The sequence below is a fragment of the Streptomyces cellostaticus genome (assembly GCF_001513965.1).
GTDB lineage: Bacteria > Actinomycetota > Actinomycetes > Streptomycetales > Streptomycetaceae > Streptomyces > Streptomyces cellostaticus.
In genome coordinates this window covers 76,428-92,358 of the sequence record NZ_KQ948036.1, presented here as the reverse complement: position 1 = coordinate 92,358, position 15,931 = coordinate 76,428, and the positions used below count along the sequence as shown (strand labels likewise).

The 15,931-nt window shown below is 74.6% G+C and carries 6 protein-coding genes; all 6 read right to left on the bottom strand.

Going from position 1 to position 15,931, the window contains the following annotated elements:
• Positions 1-251 precede the first annotated feature (251 nt).
• The 6 genes from AQI88_RS31775 to AQI88_RS43830 are packed head-to-tail and all read right to left on the bottom strand — an operon-like array spanning position 252 to position 15,704.
• Positions 252-1,319, bottom strand: a complete 1,068-nt coding sequence (locus AQI88_RS31775; protein ID WP_208615955.1) for a class I SAM-dependent methyltransferase — start codon at positions 1,317-1,319, stop codon at positions 252-254.
• A gap of 10 nt (positions 1,320-1,329) precedes the next feature.
• A complete protein-coding gene (locus AQI88_RS31770) occupies positions 1,330-2,532 on the bottom strand; it encodes a glycosyltransferase (protein WP_067005754.1) in 1,203 nt (400 codons plus the stop codon).
• Positions 2,529-3,347: an alpha/beta fold hydrolase gene (locus AQI88_RS31765; protein ID WP_067005752.1), complete on the bottom strand. Its 819-nt coding sequence runs from the start codon at positions 3,345-3,347 to the stop codon at positions 2,529-2,531. Before AQI88_RS31765 ends, AQI88_RS31770 begins: the two co-directional genes overlap by 4 nt.
• A gap of 3 nt (positions 3,348-3,350) precedes the next feature.
• Positions 3,351-3,671, bottom strand: a complete 321-nt coding sequence (locus AQI88_RS31760; RefSeq protein WP_067005750.1) for an acyl carrier protein — start codon at positions 3,669-3,671, stop codon at positions 3,351-3,353.
• The gene (locus AQI88_RS43835; RefSeq protein WP_079057938.1) at positions 3,668-8,539 is read right to left on the bottom strand and encodes a type I polyketide synthase; all 4,872 of its coding nucleotides are present in this window, start codon (positions 8,537-8,539) and stop codon (positions 3,668-3,670) included. The genes AQI88_RS31760 and AQI88_RS43835 overlap by 4 nt, the downstream gene beginning before the upstream one ends.
• A 1-nt stretch (position 8,540) precedes the next feature.
• On the bottom strand, positions 8,541-15,704 hold the full coding sequence (locus AQI88_RS43830) for a type I polyketide synthase (protein ID WP_079057937.1): 7,164 nt from the start codon (positions 15,702-15,704) through the stop codon (positions 8,541-8,543).
• Positions 15,705-15,931 lie beyond the last annotated feature (227 nt).

Here is a 15,931-nt window from a genome sequence, read left to right as displayed (position 1 = left end):
GAAGGCCCTATAAGCGCGCCGGTCACTCACAGCGGGCAACCAAGCGGTAGGCCTTGGACAGGCCGAGACGGTGGGACAGCAGACGCATCACCAAGCCGTCAAGGAAGGCGACCGCAAGCAGGCGGTGCACGCCGACAGCGGCCACCGCAACCGTCATCGACTACCGGACGCTGACCGACCAGCTGCCACTGCCGCCGGGCACCCTCGTACTGTCGGCCCTGATCCGCACGAAGGCCCTATAAGCGCGCCGGTCATTCGCGGCGGGCGACCAGGCGGTAGGCGTTGGAGAGGCCGAGGCGGTGGGACAGGGGGCGTATCGCGAGGCGGTCGAGGAGGGTGGCCGTGAGCAGGGCGGGTGCGCCCGCCAGGAAGAGGGCGGTGCGCAGGGTGCGCCGGAGGGCGCCGGGAGGCTCGGGCAGCCAGGGGGCGTCCTCGCGCGGGGCGGTGTGGTCGAGGGACAGCCAGACGGCAGCGAGGAGGTCGACCGGGTCGTGCGGCTCCGCGTGCTGCTCGGCGACCACCGTGAAGCCGAGCTCGGTGAGCCGCTGCCGCAGGTTGGCCACCGGCATGAAGTGCAGGTGCTGCGGCTGGAGCCAGGGCAGCCACCAGCGCCCGAGGAGACGGGCGTAGCGGCTCTCCGGGTCCGGTACCTCGATAAGCAGGTGGCCGCCGGGGCGTACGGCCTCGTGGGCGGCGCGGAGTTCACGCTCGGGGTCGGTGCTGTGCTCGAGGTAGTGGAACATGCTCACCACGTCGTAGCGGGCGGCGAGTTCGGGTGCGAGGTCGGGGAAGGCGCCGCGGTAGGCGTGCTCCACGCGGCCCTCGCGGGCGGCGAGTTCGACGCCGTCGGTGAAGTCGAGACCGTCGAAGGCGGTGCCGGGCAGGACGGTGCGGGCGGCCTCGCAGAAGTGGCCGTGGCCGGTGCCGACGTCGAGCCAGTTCTTCGGGGTGGGGTCGTGCGGGGCCATCGACTCGGCGCGGTTCCGGTACATCGCGGTGCGGCCGCCGAAGGTGCCGCTCATGCGCTGCTCACCGAGGCCGTCGTAGAAGTCGCGGTAGTAGAACTCCAGCCCTTCTTCGGTGAGTTGGGGGTTCTGGAAGGTGTGGCCGCAGTCCGTGCAGCGGTCGAGGCAGAAGCGGCCGGGCTTGTGCTGGAGCAGGTCGGTGGTGCGCAGGCGGGTCGTCAGGCGGCGTGAAGCGCACCAAGGGCAGGTGGTGCGCCGGGGTGCGAAGAAGCGGTCCGTGCCGTCGGCCAGGTCGGTCTGGTAGGCAGGGCGCAGGGCGGCGATGCGCTCGCTGTTCTTGCTCTGATCGCTCATCGGCTCTCCCTCATGGGCTGCTGTGTGACGCCAGTCGTTCGAGGTGGGCGGCGGCTGCGCGGGCGCCGCCGGCCGCGCGGAACGCCGTGCGGACGCGGACGGCGGCGGCCCGGTGGGCACGGTCGTGCAGGACGGTGTCGAGGGCCGCGCCCAGCCGGAGCGCGGTGACCCGGCCGAAACGGACCCGGACGCCGGCGCCCGCGTCCACGACCTGGGAGGCCACCACGGGCTGGTCGTCGCGGATGGGGGCCACCACGAGCGGGACGCCGTGCCAGAGCGCCTCGCACACGGTGTTGTGTCCGGCGTGGCAGACGACCGCGTCCATCCTTTCCAGGAGCGGGAGTTGGGGCACGGACGGCAGGATCAGTACGTCCTTGTCGGAGAGGTCGGCGGAGCCGGCGGGGCCGGCCGGCAGGGTGCCGCCCGGGTCCACGAGCACCGCCTGCACCCGGTCGGCGCGTTCGCGCAGCGCGGCGAGGCATTCGCCGAGGAAGCGGCCGCCGGCGTCGGCGTTGGCGGTGCCCAGGGTCACCAGGACCTTCGCCCGGCCGGGGTCCAGCCACTGCCAGGGGAAGCCGGGTCCGGCCGGGCGGTCGGCGAGGGACGGCCCGACGTAGTGGATCCGTTGCCCCAACGGGGCCTGGGGACCGATGAGTTCGGGTGTGCTGAAGACGAGCAGGAGGTGGGGCGAGTAGCGCGGGTCGGCGGTGCCGGCCGGATCGCCGATCCGGGTGCGCAGTCCGGCCAGGCGCTGCCGCAGCCATTCGGCGACCTTGGGCAGGCCGTCGTAGGCGCCGGTGAACTCGGCCGAGGTGGTGGCGGAGGTCGCCCACGGCAGACCGAGGCGCTCGGCCACCAGAGCGCCGGCGAAGGCCTGCTGGTCGGCGACGATGACGTCGGGCCGGAACTGCTCGGCGGCCGCACTCACGCCCGGTGCCATCGCGTCGGCGAGCGGCACCAGGTACCACTCCCACAGGAACTTCAGGGCTTCCGCACCCCGCAGGCCGGGCGGCCGGACGGCCCCCTCCGCGCCCGGCACCGGGCCCGCGCAGGCGAACACCTGCGCGTCCTCACCCGCGAGCCGGTGCAGCAGTGCGGGGTCGGCGCAGGCCCAGGCCACCCGGTGGCCGCGCCTGCCGAGCCGGGCGGCGATGCCGACAGCCGGGTTGATGTGTCCGACCAGCGGGGGGACGACGAACAGGAACCCGCTCACCGGACCCCTGCCCCTGCCCCTGCCCCTGCCACGGAGCGGATCAGGTCGAGGATGTGCGCGCCGACGGTTGCGGCGGCCTCGACCAGCACCGAGTGCTCGTGCCCCGGCAGCACGACGGGCCGGAAGTCCGTGAGCAGCGCCTGCTTCAGCGGCACCAGGTCCACCAGGTCCGAGTCGCCGCCGTACACGCCGAGGACCGGGCAGCGTACGGCCCTGATCTGCTCCTCGGTCAGCACCCGGCTGGCGGGGATGTCCCGACCGAGGGTGGTCTCGCGGGCGAGCCGGGCGGCGCCCTTGGCCAGGCGGGCGGTGTTGTGGCCGCGGTTCGCGGTGATCCAGGCGATGGCGTCCGGCTCGTTGTACGCGAGCTGGGTCACCACCCGGCGCAGGATGCCGCCCAGTTTGGCCGCCCAGGCGGCGGTCGCGGGCTCGGACTCGATCAGGGTGAGGCCGGCCGCGCGTTCCGGGTGGCGGGCCGCGTAGCCGAAGGCGATGGTGCCGCCGTAGGAGTTGCCGACGAGGTGCACGGGACCGGTGATGCCCAGACGGTCGAGGAGCGCGTCCAGGTCGTCGATGTTGTGGTCGAGGGTGTAGCCGTCCGGCGGGCGCTCGCTGCGGCCGTGACCCCGCAGGTCGTACATGACGACGTCGAGGCCGGCCGCCGCGAAGGCGGGGGCGACGGTGAAGTAGTAGCTGGCCAGGCTGTCGGTGAGCAGCCCGTGCACGAGGACGACCGTGGCGTGCGGGGTACGGCCGTCCGGGGGCCCCATACGCTGGACGTGCAGCCGGATTCCGCCGGCGTCGATCATCGCCATGGCTCAGCCCGCCTCCGTGGCCTTCAGGCTCCACACCACGTACTCGACCAGGCGGCCCACGGTCAGCTCGATGATCTCGTCGAACTCCATGCCCGCCAGGAACTCGGCGAGGTTGACCCGCCGTCCGTACCGCTCCTCCAGCAGGCCCGCCAGCGTGACGAGGTCGATGCTCTCCAGCTCCAGGTCGCGGTTGAAGGTGGTGGACATGCCGATCACCGCGTCGTCCTCGCCGTACTCCGCTAGGAGGGTGCCGAGCATGCCGGTGATCTCGGCGAGCACCGTGTCGGTGGTGGGCTGCGCCGGGACCGGCGGGGTGGGGTTCATCGGGTGTACTCCTCGGCTGCTCGGTCGTCTTGTCCGTCGCCCTGTTCGTCGCCGGGCGCGGGTCCCGTCGTCCAGGCCACCACGTAGGCGCGTTGCCGCAGGGTGGGTGGGTTGCTCGCGGGCGCGCAGTGCACCGTGTACGCGCGCTCCAGCCGGCCGGAGACCACCAGCCGGCTGCCGTCCGGGGCGGCCTCCCGCACGGTGAAGTCCCTGGGGCGGCCGCCGAATCCGACGCCCTCGGCCTTGGCGACGGCCTCCTTGGCGGCCCAGAAGCGGGTGAACCACAGGGCCTCGTCGTCGGGGCCGTCCGCCGAGAGCGTGTGCAGGAGGCGCAGTTCGTCCGTGCCGAGAGCGGTGGTGAGGGTCGCGGGGTCGCGTGCGGTGACCTCTTCGATGTCGATGCCGGGCCCGGGACCGGGACGGTGCGGCCGTACGATCGCCACGCCCGCCTCGGCCCGGTGGGCGAGCGAGACGTCCAGCGGGGGCAGGGTGCGGCCGTGCACGCCGGTGACGTACGGGCGGCCGAGTTCGTCGTTGTGCACGCGTAGCTCCGCAGGGAAGACGGGGCCTTCGCCGTGCTGCCAGAGCCACTGCCGTACGGCGTCCTTGACCGCGATCCGGCCGAGCAGCCACTGCCGGCGGCCGCGCGGCGGGCGCCCGGCGTACTCCGTGCGCTCCGCGCCACCGAGCGCGTTGCGCATGATCAGCTCGCGCGAGGCGAGGTCCGGCCACCGCTCGTGCACCAGCGTCCAGCCGCCGGACCGGGCCTCGGAGAGGGTGTGGCGCTCGGGGAAGCGTTCGACGGGCCGGGTCTGCGGGTCGTTGTCGAAGCGGCGGTCCTGCCAGCCGCCGAGCACGGCCCACACCCGGCCGCCGACGGTCAGCTCGGCGTCCGCCTCCAGGACCGTGTCGGTGAGCGAGGTGATCCGCAGCAGGCAGACGACCTGGGTCCCGGGGGCCGGGTGGGGCCCGTGGAAGCGCATGTGGCGCATCTGCACCGGGAAGACGACGGTCCGTTCGGTGCGGGTCGCCATGATCCAGTAGCCGAGGAGCTGGCCGACGTTGTCGAGCAGGGCGCCGGGCGCCGCGGGTGCGGTGATCACTCCGCGGATGTGCCGGTCGCCGATCGCGGTCAGCTCGGTGAGGCCCTGGAACGCCGGGCCGTGGAACATCCACCGCTCACGGTAGATCTGGGCGGCGGTGTGCTCGGGGGCGCGTTCGGGTGCGTCGGGCAGGAGGCTCGGCGGGGGCGGTGCGGGGTGGTGCGGGGCGAGTTCGACCACGGCGCGGGCCGTGGGGCCGAACGTGACGGCGACGCGGTCCGGATGGCCGGGATCCGGGGTGACGGTGACCGGCACGTCGACCGGGGGCGTGGCGGTGAGCCACCGGTCGAACCGGGCTCCGTGCACGGCGACCGCCCGCAGCCCGGGGGCGGCCTCCTCCGCCGCGTCCATCATGTGCTGCACGATCGTGGTGGCGGGGACTACCGGCCAACGGTCTTCGATGTCCGGCCAGTTGGGGCGCTGAGGGAAGAAGCAGTGGTCGAGGAGGTGGGGCATGGCGTGGGGAGAGACGCGGAGGGTTGTGGTGGTGGAGGGGGGACGGGAGGCTGTGGACGGGGGCGGCTTGGGGACGCGGGTGTGAGGTACGACAGCGGGGGCGGCGGCCGGGTGTGCCGGGGCAGCGGCTTGGGCGATGGCGCGGTGTGCGGAAGCCGGGGGCGGTGCGGCGTCGGTGGTGCTGCGTGATCGGGGCGTGCCGTCGCTTCGGCGGCCGCTCGCCGCGATCAACTCCGCTGCCGTGTCGGCGGTGTCCCGCAGCAGGGCGGTCAGCTCGGCGGCGGCCGGCCAGTGGGGGGCGAACTCGTCGAGGGGGGATGTGCCGGGGCGGGGCGGCTGCGAGGGGTGCGCCGTCTGCCGAGCCGGCCGCAACTCCGACCGCAGCGCGTCCAGGTCCGGCCCGGCCAGGGATATCAGGGCACCGTCCAGGTCGAGGCGGACGGGCGGCCGCTGGGGCGCCGCGGCGGAAGCGTGGGCACGAGGGGCCGGTTCGGGGGCTTGTGCGCGCACTGAAGACTCGGCGGCCTGAGTGCGGCGCTCCCGCGCGGGAGCCTGAGGGTGAGCTGCCGGCTCGGGTGCCTGCGCGTCGGCTGCCGGCTCGGGTGTCTGCGCGTCGTCTGCCGGCTCGGGTGTCTGCGCAGATGCTGCCGACCCGAGTGATCGGGCAGGCGGCACCGCCGGGGCCACGCGCGCCCCCGCCGTCCACAACGCCGTTGCCACACGCCGGAGTTGGGACACCCCGGGACGGTGGGGCGAATTGGCGGCGACGGTGAGGTGGTCGCGGTCGGCGAGGGTGTCGGTGATGAGGGAGGCCAGCTGGCCGGGGCCGGTCTGGACGAAGGTGCGGTGGCCTGCCGTGTACAGGGCCTCGACGAGCTCACGCAAGCGCACGGGCTCCAGCAGGTGCCGTACGAACAGGTCGCGTACTGCCGCCTCCTCTCCCGGGAAGGGCGCGGCGGTCGTTCCGGACCACACCGGAACGGTCGGCGGATGGAGCCGGAAGCGTTCGGCGGCCTCCTTGATGGGCGCGAGGTACGGCTCCAGCATCGGCGTGTGGAAGCCGGAGCGGAAGGGCAGGACCTGGCACAGGACGCCCTCGGCGCGGAAGGACCGCACGAACTCCTGGACCGCCGCATCCGGCCCGCACACCATCGACTGCCGGGGCGCGTTGTCGTGGGACAGCACGATCCCGGAGCCCTGCCACGCCTCGGCGAGGGCGGCGCGGACCCGGTCGGCCGAGGCGCCCACCGCGGCGAAGGCGAGGCCCGGCACGGTCAGCGTGTCCGGGTCGAACCCGGCCATGAACGCGTCCACTTCGGCACCCGAGTAGAGGCCGGCCGCCGCCATGGCCGTCCACTCACCGACGCTGTGCCCGGCGACCGCGTCCGGTACGACCCCCATGCGGCGCAGCGCGGTGTCCAGCAGCCGGCCCACGCCGACGACCGAGAAGCCGTGCCGTCCGACGTCGCCGACCTGTACGTCCGTGCCGGTACCGGTGAGCGGGGTCAGGCCGAAGTGCGCGGCGATGTCGTCGGCGCGGGGCGCGAAGTCGCTCTCCAGACCGGGGAAGACGAAGGCCAGCTTGCCGCCGGCGGGCCCGAGCAGCGGGGTGGGCCGGAACCAGACGTCGCTGCGGCCCTGCCAGGCCCGGCCCTTGCCGGTCACCCGTCGGGCCAGCGCGAGCCGCTTGGCGGTGGGGGCGACGATGCCGAGGCGTACGGGTCCGGCGTCGGGATGCGGCCGCGCGGGGTCGAGGCCGGAGGCGAGGACGGCCGAGTCGTCGGTGTCGAGGAGGGCGGAGAGCTCGTCGACGTCGTCGGCAGCGAGCAGGAGGACGCGTTCGGGCTCGGCCACCATGGTCGGGGCCCGCCGGGACCTCGGCCGCACCCCCGGCGCCTCCTCCAGCACCACATGGGCGTTGATCCCGCCGAACCCGAAGGCGTTCACGGCGGCCCGTCGGACCGGCTGGTGCGGCCCGGTCTCCCAGGGGCGGGCCCGTTCCAGGGTGCGGAAGCGGGTGGCCGCGAGGGCGGGGTGGGGGTCGTCGCAGTGGAGGGTGGGCAGGAGGGTGCCGTGGTGCAGGGCGAGGACGGCCTTGACCAGGCCGGCGATCCCGGCGGCCGGCATGGTGTGCCCGATCATCGACTTCACCGACCCGAGGACGGGCCGCTCGTCACGGTAGGCCGCGGCCGGCCCGAACACCTCGGCCAGGGTGGCAAGTTCGGCCGCGTCCCCGGCCGGGGTGGCGGTGCCGTGCGCCTCCAGCAGGCCGATCGAGTGCGGCGCGGCCGGGTCGAGGCCGGCGGCCCGCCAGGCCTGGCGCACGGCACGGGTCTGGCCGCCGGGATCGGGGGTGACCAGCCCGGCGGTACGGCCGTCGCTGGCCACGCCCGTCCCGCGGATCACCGCGTACACACGGTCGCCGTCGCGTTCGGCGTCCGCGAACCGTTTGAGGACGACGACGCCGGTTCCCTCCCCGATGAGGAGGCCGTCGGCATTGCGGTGGAAGGGGCGGCTGCGCTGGGTCGGGGACAGGGCGCGGAGCTGGGAGAAGACGCTCCACAGGGTGATGTCGTGGCAGTGGTGCACTCCCCCGGCCAGCATCAGGTCGCAGCGGCCGGTGGCGAGTTCGGTGACCGCCTGGTCGACGGCGACCAGCGAGGAGGCGCAGGCCGCGTCCACGGTGTAGGCGGGGCCGCGCAGGTCGAGCCGGTTGGCGATGCGGGACGCGGCGAGGTTGGGGACCAGGCCGATCGCGGACTCGGGACGGTCCGGGCCGAGCCGCTCGGTGAACGCCGTCCGCACCCGCTCCAGTTGCGCGGAGGACAGCTCGGGAAGTAACTCGCCGAGTGTGCGGACGAGTTGACCGGCCGTGCGCACCCGCTGGTCGAGCCGGACCAGGCCGGGGGTGAGGTAGCCGCCGCGGCCGAGGGCCACGCCGATCCGGTGCCGCTCGGGCAGCCGGTCCGCGCCGCCCGCGTCGGCGAGCGCGGCGGCGGCCACGTCGAGGGCGATCAGCTGGTCGGGCTCGGTGCCCGGCACGGAGGCGGGCATGATGCCGTACCGGGTCACCTCCACCTCGGCCAGACCGTCCACGAAACCGCCCCGCCGGCAGTAGATCCGGTCGGCCGCGGCGGGCCCGGTGGCCGAGTCCGGGCGGTAGTAGTCGGCGTCCCACCGGCCCTCGGGGACGTCGGCGATCGCGTCCACGCCGTCGCGCAGGTTGCGCCAGTAGGCGTCGAGGCCGGCGGCGCCGGGCAGCAGCACCGCCATCCCGACGACGGCGACGACTGTCTGACGTTGTGTCATCTCACCAGCCCGAGGCGGTGTAGACGACGGCGCGGGCCGAGCGGTCGCCCCAGGCCAGCTCCCGGAGCAGGGCCGCGGTGCCCTCGTCCGGGTCGATCAGCTGCACCCCGCGGCGGGCGTACTCCCGGCCGAGTTCCGCACCGACCATGCCGTTGTGGCTGCCGGACGGCGCCCAGGGGCCCCAGTGCACGGTGAGCGCGCGGCGGCCTGTGCGGTCGGCCCAGTCGGCACCGAGGCGCTCCAGGGCGTCGTTCGCGGCGGCGTAGTCGGCCTGGCCGCGGTTGCCGAGGACGGCGGCGATGCTGCCGAACAGCACGGTGAACGCCGGTCCGCCCGGAAGGTCCTCCAGCGCGGCGAGCAGGGCGGCGGCCCCGGCCGTCTTCGTCCCGTACACGCGCCGGAAGGACTCGGGGGTCTTCTCGGCGATCAGCCGGTCCTCGATCACCCCGGCGGCGAAGACGACTCCGTCGAGCCTGCCCTGTTCGGCGTGGATCTCCTTGACCGCCTGCAGTGCGGCCTCCCGTTCGCGGAAGTCCACCGAACGGTAGCGGGCCTCGCTGCCGAGGGCGGTGAGTTCGGCGAGGGTGTCGGTGATCTCCCGCTGGGCCAGGATCAGTTCGGCGGCCCGGTTGATCTCGGTCGGCTTCAGCGTGCCGTCCGCGGCGAGGGCGGCGCGCAGTTCGACGGCGGTGCGGGCGGCGGCGGTCCCCCGAGGCTCGGGCGCGGTGGGCGCGGGGGTGCGGCCGAGCAGTTCGATACGGCAGCGGCTCGCGGCGGCCAGCGCGATCGCGAACCTCGCCGTGATGCCCCGGGCGCCGCCGACCAGCAGTACCACGGAGTCCCGGTCGAGGCCGAGCGCGGCGGCCTCGGCGGCACCATCCCCGGCCGGGCCCGCGCCGGTGCTGCCGAGCGGTCCCAGCGGCGCGGGCACCAGCTCGAGACCGTGCCGCAGGCCGGTGGCCGTGCGCAGGACGACGGGGGCCGGCTCCGGTGCGAGCAGTTCGGCGAGCAGGGCGTCGGCGACGGCCGCGGGAGCGGTGTCGGGGACGGTGACGATCCGGGCGAGGGTGTCGGGGTACTCCCGGGCGACGCTGCGGAAGAGGCCGTGCAGACCGGCCGAACGCATCGCCTGAGCGCCGTCGGCGGGCCGGACGGCCAGCAGGCTGCGCGGGGCGCGCGCCAGGGCCGCCTGCACCACCGGGAAGACCTCGGGCAGCACCGGCAGCTCCGGGCCGCCGAGCGCGCCCAGGTAGAGGACGCCGTCGACCGTGCCGTCGGCCTCGCCGAGCAGGTGGTCGGGGCCGACGGTCACCGCGTGGGCGCCGTGCGCGGTGAGCCGGGCGGCGACCTCGGCCGCGGCACCCCCGCCGTCGCCGAGAAGGGCGAAGCGCCGGCCGGACAGGACGGACGCGGGGTCCGTCGCGCTCTCCGCCTGCGGGAGGACCACCGGGCGCAGCTCACAGCGCCGGGGAGCATCGCCGGGGGGCGCCGCTGCGGACGCCGTGGAGGCGGGCGCTTCGGACACCGCCGGTGTCGGCAGGGGTTCCTCGGCCGCCCCGCCGCCGGCCCGTGCCGTCAGCCAGGCCGTCACCGCCGCGGCCGTACGTGCCTTGGTCAGTTCCTCCAGTTCCGCGTCGTCCAGGAGTTCCGCCCCGCTCGCAATCCCCAGGCGCCTGGCGAGTTCGCCCGCTATCTCGGCCCGCTTGATCGAGTCGATGCTCAGATCGGCCTCCAGGTCGAGGTCGGGCTCGATCATGTCGACGGGGTAACCGGTGCGCTCGCTGATGATCTCCAGGACGACACGCTCGACGTCGTGCCCGGGTTCGGCCGGATCGGGCAACGACGGTTCCGGCACAGGGAGTTCACCGGGCTCGGGGAGCGCGACCTGCGGGAGCGGGGTGGGAGCGGCAGGTGCCGGCGGGGTCGCTCCGGGCGCCGCACCGAAGTAGGTGAGCAGCACATCGCGCTGGGCGGCGATCATCTCCCGGCTGGTGCGCAGGTATTCGGAGATCAGCGCGTCCCGGCCGGCCGGGTCGCCGTACGGCGGGTTCGTCGTCACAGTGGTCTCCACGACTCGTCGGGCCGGTGCGAGGGCACCGGGCAGAAGTGCTCCGTCGGCGGTGCGCACGAGGTGTCCGTCGACCGTCCAGCCGGGCCGCCGCGGCGCGGGCGTCCGGACCGCGTCGACGGCGTCCCGGCCCCGGAAGAGCCAGGCGGTGCGCACCGGCAGCCCGGTGACGGCCAGTCGGGCGAGTGCGTCGAGCCAGCCGGCCAGACCGCTGTCGGCGCGGGGCTCGCAGGCGACGGTGCGGTGCGGGCGGTCGCCGAGGATCTGGCCGACGAGCCGGGTGAGGACCCGGCCGGGACCGGCCTCGACGAAGGTCCGCGCTCCTGCCTCGTACATCGCCTCGATCTGGTCGGCGAAGGCGACCGGCGCGCCGATCTGGGCGGCGAGTTCCGCGCGTACGGCGTCGGCGTCCAGGGGGTACGGCGCGGCCGTGCGGTTGGCCCAGACGGGGAACTCGGGGACCCGTACGGCCTTGTCCGCGAGGACCTTGGCGAACCGCTCCCCCGCGGCGGCCACCACCGGGCTGTGGAAGGCGCAGGCGACGGGGATGCGCCGCGCACCGAGACCGGCCTGCCGCAACAGCCGTACGGCTTCCTCGACTTCGACCGTGGGACCCGAAATCACCGACTGCTCGGGCGAGTTGCGATTGGCCACGACGACCGACTCGGGTGTCTGCGCGGCGCGCAGTACGCGTTCGACGTCCTCGGCCCGGGCTCCTACGGCGGCCATGGTGCCGGGGGCGTCGCCCGCGGCCGCCAGGATCGCGCCGGCGCGCTCGGTGCTCAGCTCCAGGAGGGTCTCCGGGTCGAGGGCTCCGGCCGCGCTCAGGGCGACCAGCTCCCCATAGCTGTGCCCGGCCGCGAGGTCCGGGTGGACGCCGGCGGCGGTGAGGAAGGCATGGGCGGCAAGGCCCGTGATGCCGAGCGCGGGCTGCGCGGCCCGGGTGTCGGTGAGGGCGGCCCGGCGGCGCTCACCGGCGGCTTCGTCGAACGCGGCCGGTGGGTACAGCCGGTCGGCGTGGGCGCGGCCGAGGTGGAGGTAGTGCCGCAGCTCGGGCAGGGTGACCAGCAGGTCGGCGAGCATGCCGGGCCGCTGGCTGCCCTGCCCGGGGAAGAGGAAGGCGACTTTGGCGTCACCGGCCGACGGAATCGGGGCGACCATGGCGTCACCGGCCGGCGGAATCGCGGTGACCTTGGCATCACCGGCCGACGGAACCGGCGCGACCTTGGCATCACCAGCCGACGGAACCGGCGCGACCTTGGCATCACCAGCCGACGGAACCGGCGCGACCTTGGCATCACCAGCCGACGGAACCGGCGCGACCTTGGCATCACCAGCCGACGGAACCGGCGCGCTCTGGCCGATCCCGCCCGGCGCGGTCGGCGCGGTCGGCACAGTCGGCGCGGTCGGCACAGTCGGCGCGCTCAAGCCGATCCCACCCGGCGCAGTCGGCTCGCTCAGGTGGATCCCGGCCGCCGGATCGTGCTCCCCGGCCAGGAGCCGGCGCAGTTGGGCGGTCAGCTCCGCCACGTCGCGGGCCACGACCGCCGCCCGCACCGGTTCGTGGGAGGTGTCCGCGCGGCGGGCCGCGGCGAGGGCGAGGTCGCGCAGGCGCCACGGGCGGCCGTCGGCCTCGGCGGCCTGGAGGATCTGCTCGGCGTCCCGGTGGGCCGCGGCCGTGTCCTTGCCCCGGAACAGGAACAGCTCGGCGGGCCAGGCGTCCAGGGTCTGCTGTGGCGGCACCGCGTCGCCGTACGCGCCCACGACCACATGGAAGTTGGTCCCGCCGAAGCCGAACGCGCTGACTCCGGCGAGGCGTTCGGCGGCCGGTGCCGCCCAGGGCTGGGCGCGGGTGTGGAAGGCGAACGGGCTGTCCTCCTCCGACCAGGCCGCGCCCGGCCGCTCCAGGTGCAGGGTGGGCGGCTTGACCCCGGTGTACAGGGCGAGGGTGGTCTTGATGAGGCCAGCGAGTCCGGCGGCGCACTTGGTGTGCCCGATCTGCGACTTGACCGAGCCGAGCGCACAGGAGCCGGTTTCGGCGCCCGCCTCGGTGAACACCTCGCCGAGCACGGTGAGTTCGGTACGGTCACCGACGACCGTGCCGGTGCCGTGCGCCTCGACGAGGCCGACCTCGGCGGGTGAGACACCGGCGTTGCGGTAGGCGCGCAGCAGCGCGGCCCGCTGTCCTTCGGGGCGAGGTGCGGTCAGGCCGAGGGAGCGGCCGTCACTGGCGGAGCCGACGCCCTTGATCACACCGTAGATGCGGTCGCCGTCGCGTTCGGCGTCCGCGAGCCGCTTGAGGACCACGCAGGCCACGCCCTCGCCGAGGGCGATGCCGTCGGCGGAGTCGTCGAAGGCGCGGGAGCGGCCGGTCGGCGAGAGGGCGTGCACGGAGGAGAACAGGACGAAGTCGTTGATGCCGTTGTGCAGGTCGGCTCCGCCGCACAGGACGACGTCGCTGCTGCCGGAGACGAGTTCCTTGCAGGCCACGTCGAGCGCGGCGAGGGAGGAGGCGCAGGCCGCGTCGACGGTGTAGTTGGCGCCGCCGAGGTCCAGGCGGTTGGCGATGCGGCCGGAGATGACGTTGGCGAGCATGCCGGGGAAGGAGTCCTCGGTCAACCGGGGCAGCTGGTCTTCGAGACCGTCGGGGACCTTGCCGTAGTACGAGGGGAGCACGGCGCGCAGGGTGGCGGCGTTGGACAGGTCGCTGCCCGCCTCGGCGCCGAAGACGACGGAGGTGCGGGAGCGGTCGAACTCCCGCCCCCGGTCGCCGTATCCGGCGTCCTCCAGGGCGCGCCGGGCCGCCTCCAGGGACAGCAGCTGGACCGGCTCGATGCTGCCGAGGGAGGCGGGCGGGATGCCGTAGCTCAGCGGGTCGAAGGGGATGCGGGGCAGGAAGCCGCCCCATCTGGAGGCCGTGCTGCCGGCTGTGTGGTGCACCTCGGGGTCCCAGCGGTCGGGCGGGACCTCGGTGACGGCGTCGTGTCCGGTGACGATGTTCGCCCAGAAGGTGGCGAGGTCGGGGGCCTGCGGGAACATGCAGGCCATGCCGACGACGGCGACGTCGAGTGGTGCGGGCGGCGCCGCTTCGGCGGCCGTGCGGGAGGTGGGCCGCGCGGCCCGGGCGGTGAGGAAGTCGGCGGCGCCGTCGGTGACCGAGTGGTGCAGGGAGGCGACGGTGGTGGTCTCCGAGCGCAGTACGGCGACCTCGCCGGCCATGAACATCCCGTCGCTGAGCTGCCGTTGCTCGCCCACGCCGCACAACTCGCCCTGGGCGGAGCGCTCGACGCCCTTGCTGGCGATGCGCAGCCGCCCGACGTTGAGCCGCTCCAGCGCCTCCCACACCTCACGGTCGGGCAGGCCGGACGCGCGTAACCGGGCTTCGCGGTCGTGGTAGCCGGCGGTGAAGGGGCTGGGGACGCAGCGGGTGGCGTGGCCGGGTGCGGTCTCCAGCAGGGCGGTGGTGGTGGCGGTCAGCACCTGCCGCTGGAAGAGCGGCTGGATCGCGCCGTGCGCCACGGCCTCCTCGGTGAACAGGTAGGCGGTGCCCATCAGGACACCGACGGCGGCGCCCCGGGCGGTGAGGGGCGCGGCGAGGGCAGCGGCCATCGCGGCGGACCGCTCGTCGTGGATGCCGCCCGCGAAGAACACCTCCAACTGCTGCGCGGGCTCGGCATCGGCATCGGCGTCGGCGTCGGCCAGGAAGTCTTCCAGTACGGCGAGTTGGGCCTCCCACAGCGGGAAGGAGGCGCGCGGACCGACATGTCCGCCGCACTCGGATCCCTCGAACACGAACCTGCGCGCTCCGGCCTGCAGGAACTGCCGCAGCAGCCCCGGCGAGGGCACGTGCAGGAAGGTGCGGATCCCGGCCCGCTCCAGCACCTCGGCCTGTGCGGGTCGTCCGCCCGCGATGATCGCGTGCGTGGGCCGCAGCTCCCGTACGGCCTCCAGTTGGGCGTTCCTGATGTCCTCGGGCGCGAAGCCGAGCACGCCCACGCCCCAGGGCCGTCCGTCGAGCACGGCACGCGCCTCGGTCAGCATCGACCGGGTCCGCTCGCCGTCGGCCAGGGCCAGCGCCAGGAACGGCAGCGCGCCGTCCTCGGCGACGACGGCGGCGAAGGCCGCCTGGTCGCTGACCCGCGTCATGGGCCCCTGGGCGACCGGGAGCCGGGTACCGAGCGCCCGGCTCATGGCCGACCCGGGCCGCAGCGCCCGGCCGGACCCACCGCCGGCCGACTCCACCGGCCCGACGGCTGCTCCGATCGCCGCCCTCACTTCCCGCACCGTCCGCCGCACGTCCCCCCACCGCTCGGCGAACCGTGCGGCGAGGAAGCCGTCCTGGCCCACCGGGAGGAGTTGGCGGCGCAGGTCCCGTGCACCGAGCAGGGAGGCGATCGCTGCGGGGTCGTCGGCGGGCGGGTGCGGGGCGCCGGGGCCGCGCCTGCGCAGTACCCGGTGCCCGGCCAGGACCACGGTCTCGGAGCCGTCCAGGGACCGCAGCGCGGCCCGGGTCGCCTCGGGCAGTGCCGACTCGGCCAGCAGGGCCAGCTGGCTGTCCAGGACCACACCGGCCGCCCCGCCGGCCACGGCGGCCGCCGCCGTACGCGGGCCGATGCCTCCGCAGGCCCAGACAGGCACGTGCAACTCGCCTTCGGAAAGCAGCAGTTGAAGCAGGACGAAGGTGCTCAGACCGCCGGTCCGGCCGCCGCTCTCGGCACCCCGGGCGATCAGCCCGTGCGCCCCGGCGCGGACCGCCTCCCGCGCCTCGGCCAGATCGGTGACTTCGGCCAGCACCCGGTACAGCGCGGCTGCTTCGCCCACGTTCCAGGGAGCGTCGGGGGCGAGGACCACCGTGTCGGGCGCCCCGTCCAGGTCGGCGGGGTGCAGGGCGCAGCGTCCGGCCACCCGCACGCCGAAGGGTCCCAGCGCCGCTCGTCTCAGCCGGGTCAGCTCCTCGCGGGATCTGCGATCGCCGTCGCCCAGGTCGAGGATGCCGAACGCACCGGCACCGCAGGCGGCCGCGGCGAGTCCGGCGTCGGGTTCACCGAAGGGGGTGAGGCACAGGATCAGGTCGTGGGCGCGCACAGGGGAGGTCATGTTGCTCCGAAGAAACGGCAAGACAGCACGGTGGGGGGTTTGTGCTTGTGCGGCAAAGGCTCTGGTGCGAGGCCACCGGAACCTAGCGAGCTGTTACTCACGGGTCAATAACGTCGCGGCCCTTTCGTGGACGGTGGCATCGATCCGGCCAGCCCGGCGAATTCACCGCAAGCAATTGAAAATCCGAGCAATCCCTGTCGGCGCCACGGCTGCACCGCGTTCTCTTA

What these genes read in the sequence shown, in the direction of transcription:
- AQI88_RS43830 (WP_079057937.1), bottom strand. Translation starts at nt 15,704, where the DNA reads ATGACCTCCCCTGTGCGCGCCCACGACCTGATCCTGTGCCTCACCCCC.
- AQI88_RS31775 (WP_208615955.1), bottom strand. Translation starts at nt 1,319, where the DNA reads ATGAGCGATCAGAGCAAGAACAGCGAGCGCATCGCCGCCCTGCGCCCT.
- AQI88_RS31760 (WP_067005750.1), bottom strand. Translation starts at nt 3,671, where the DNA reads ATGAACCCCACCCCGCCGGTCCCGGCGCAGCCCACCACCGACACGGTG.
- AQI88_RS31765 (WP_067005752.1), bottom strand. Translation starts at nt 3,347, where the DNA reads ATGGCGATGATCGACGCCGGCGGAATCCGGCTGCACGTCCAGCGTATG.
- AQI88_RS43835 (WP_079057938.1), bottom strand. Translation starts at nt 8,539, where the DNA reads ATGACACAACGTCAGACAGTCGTCGCCGTCGTCGGGATGGCGGTGCTG.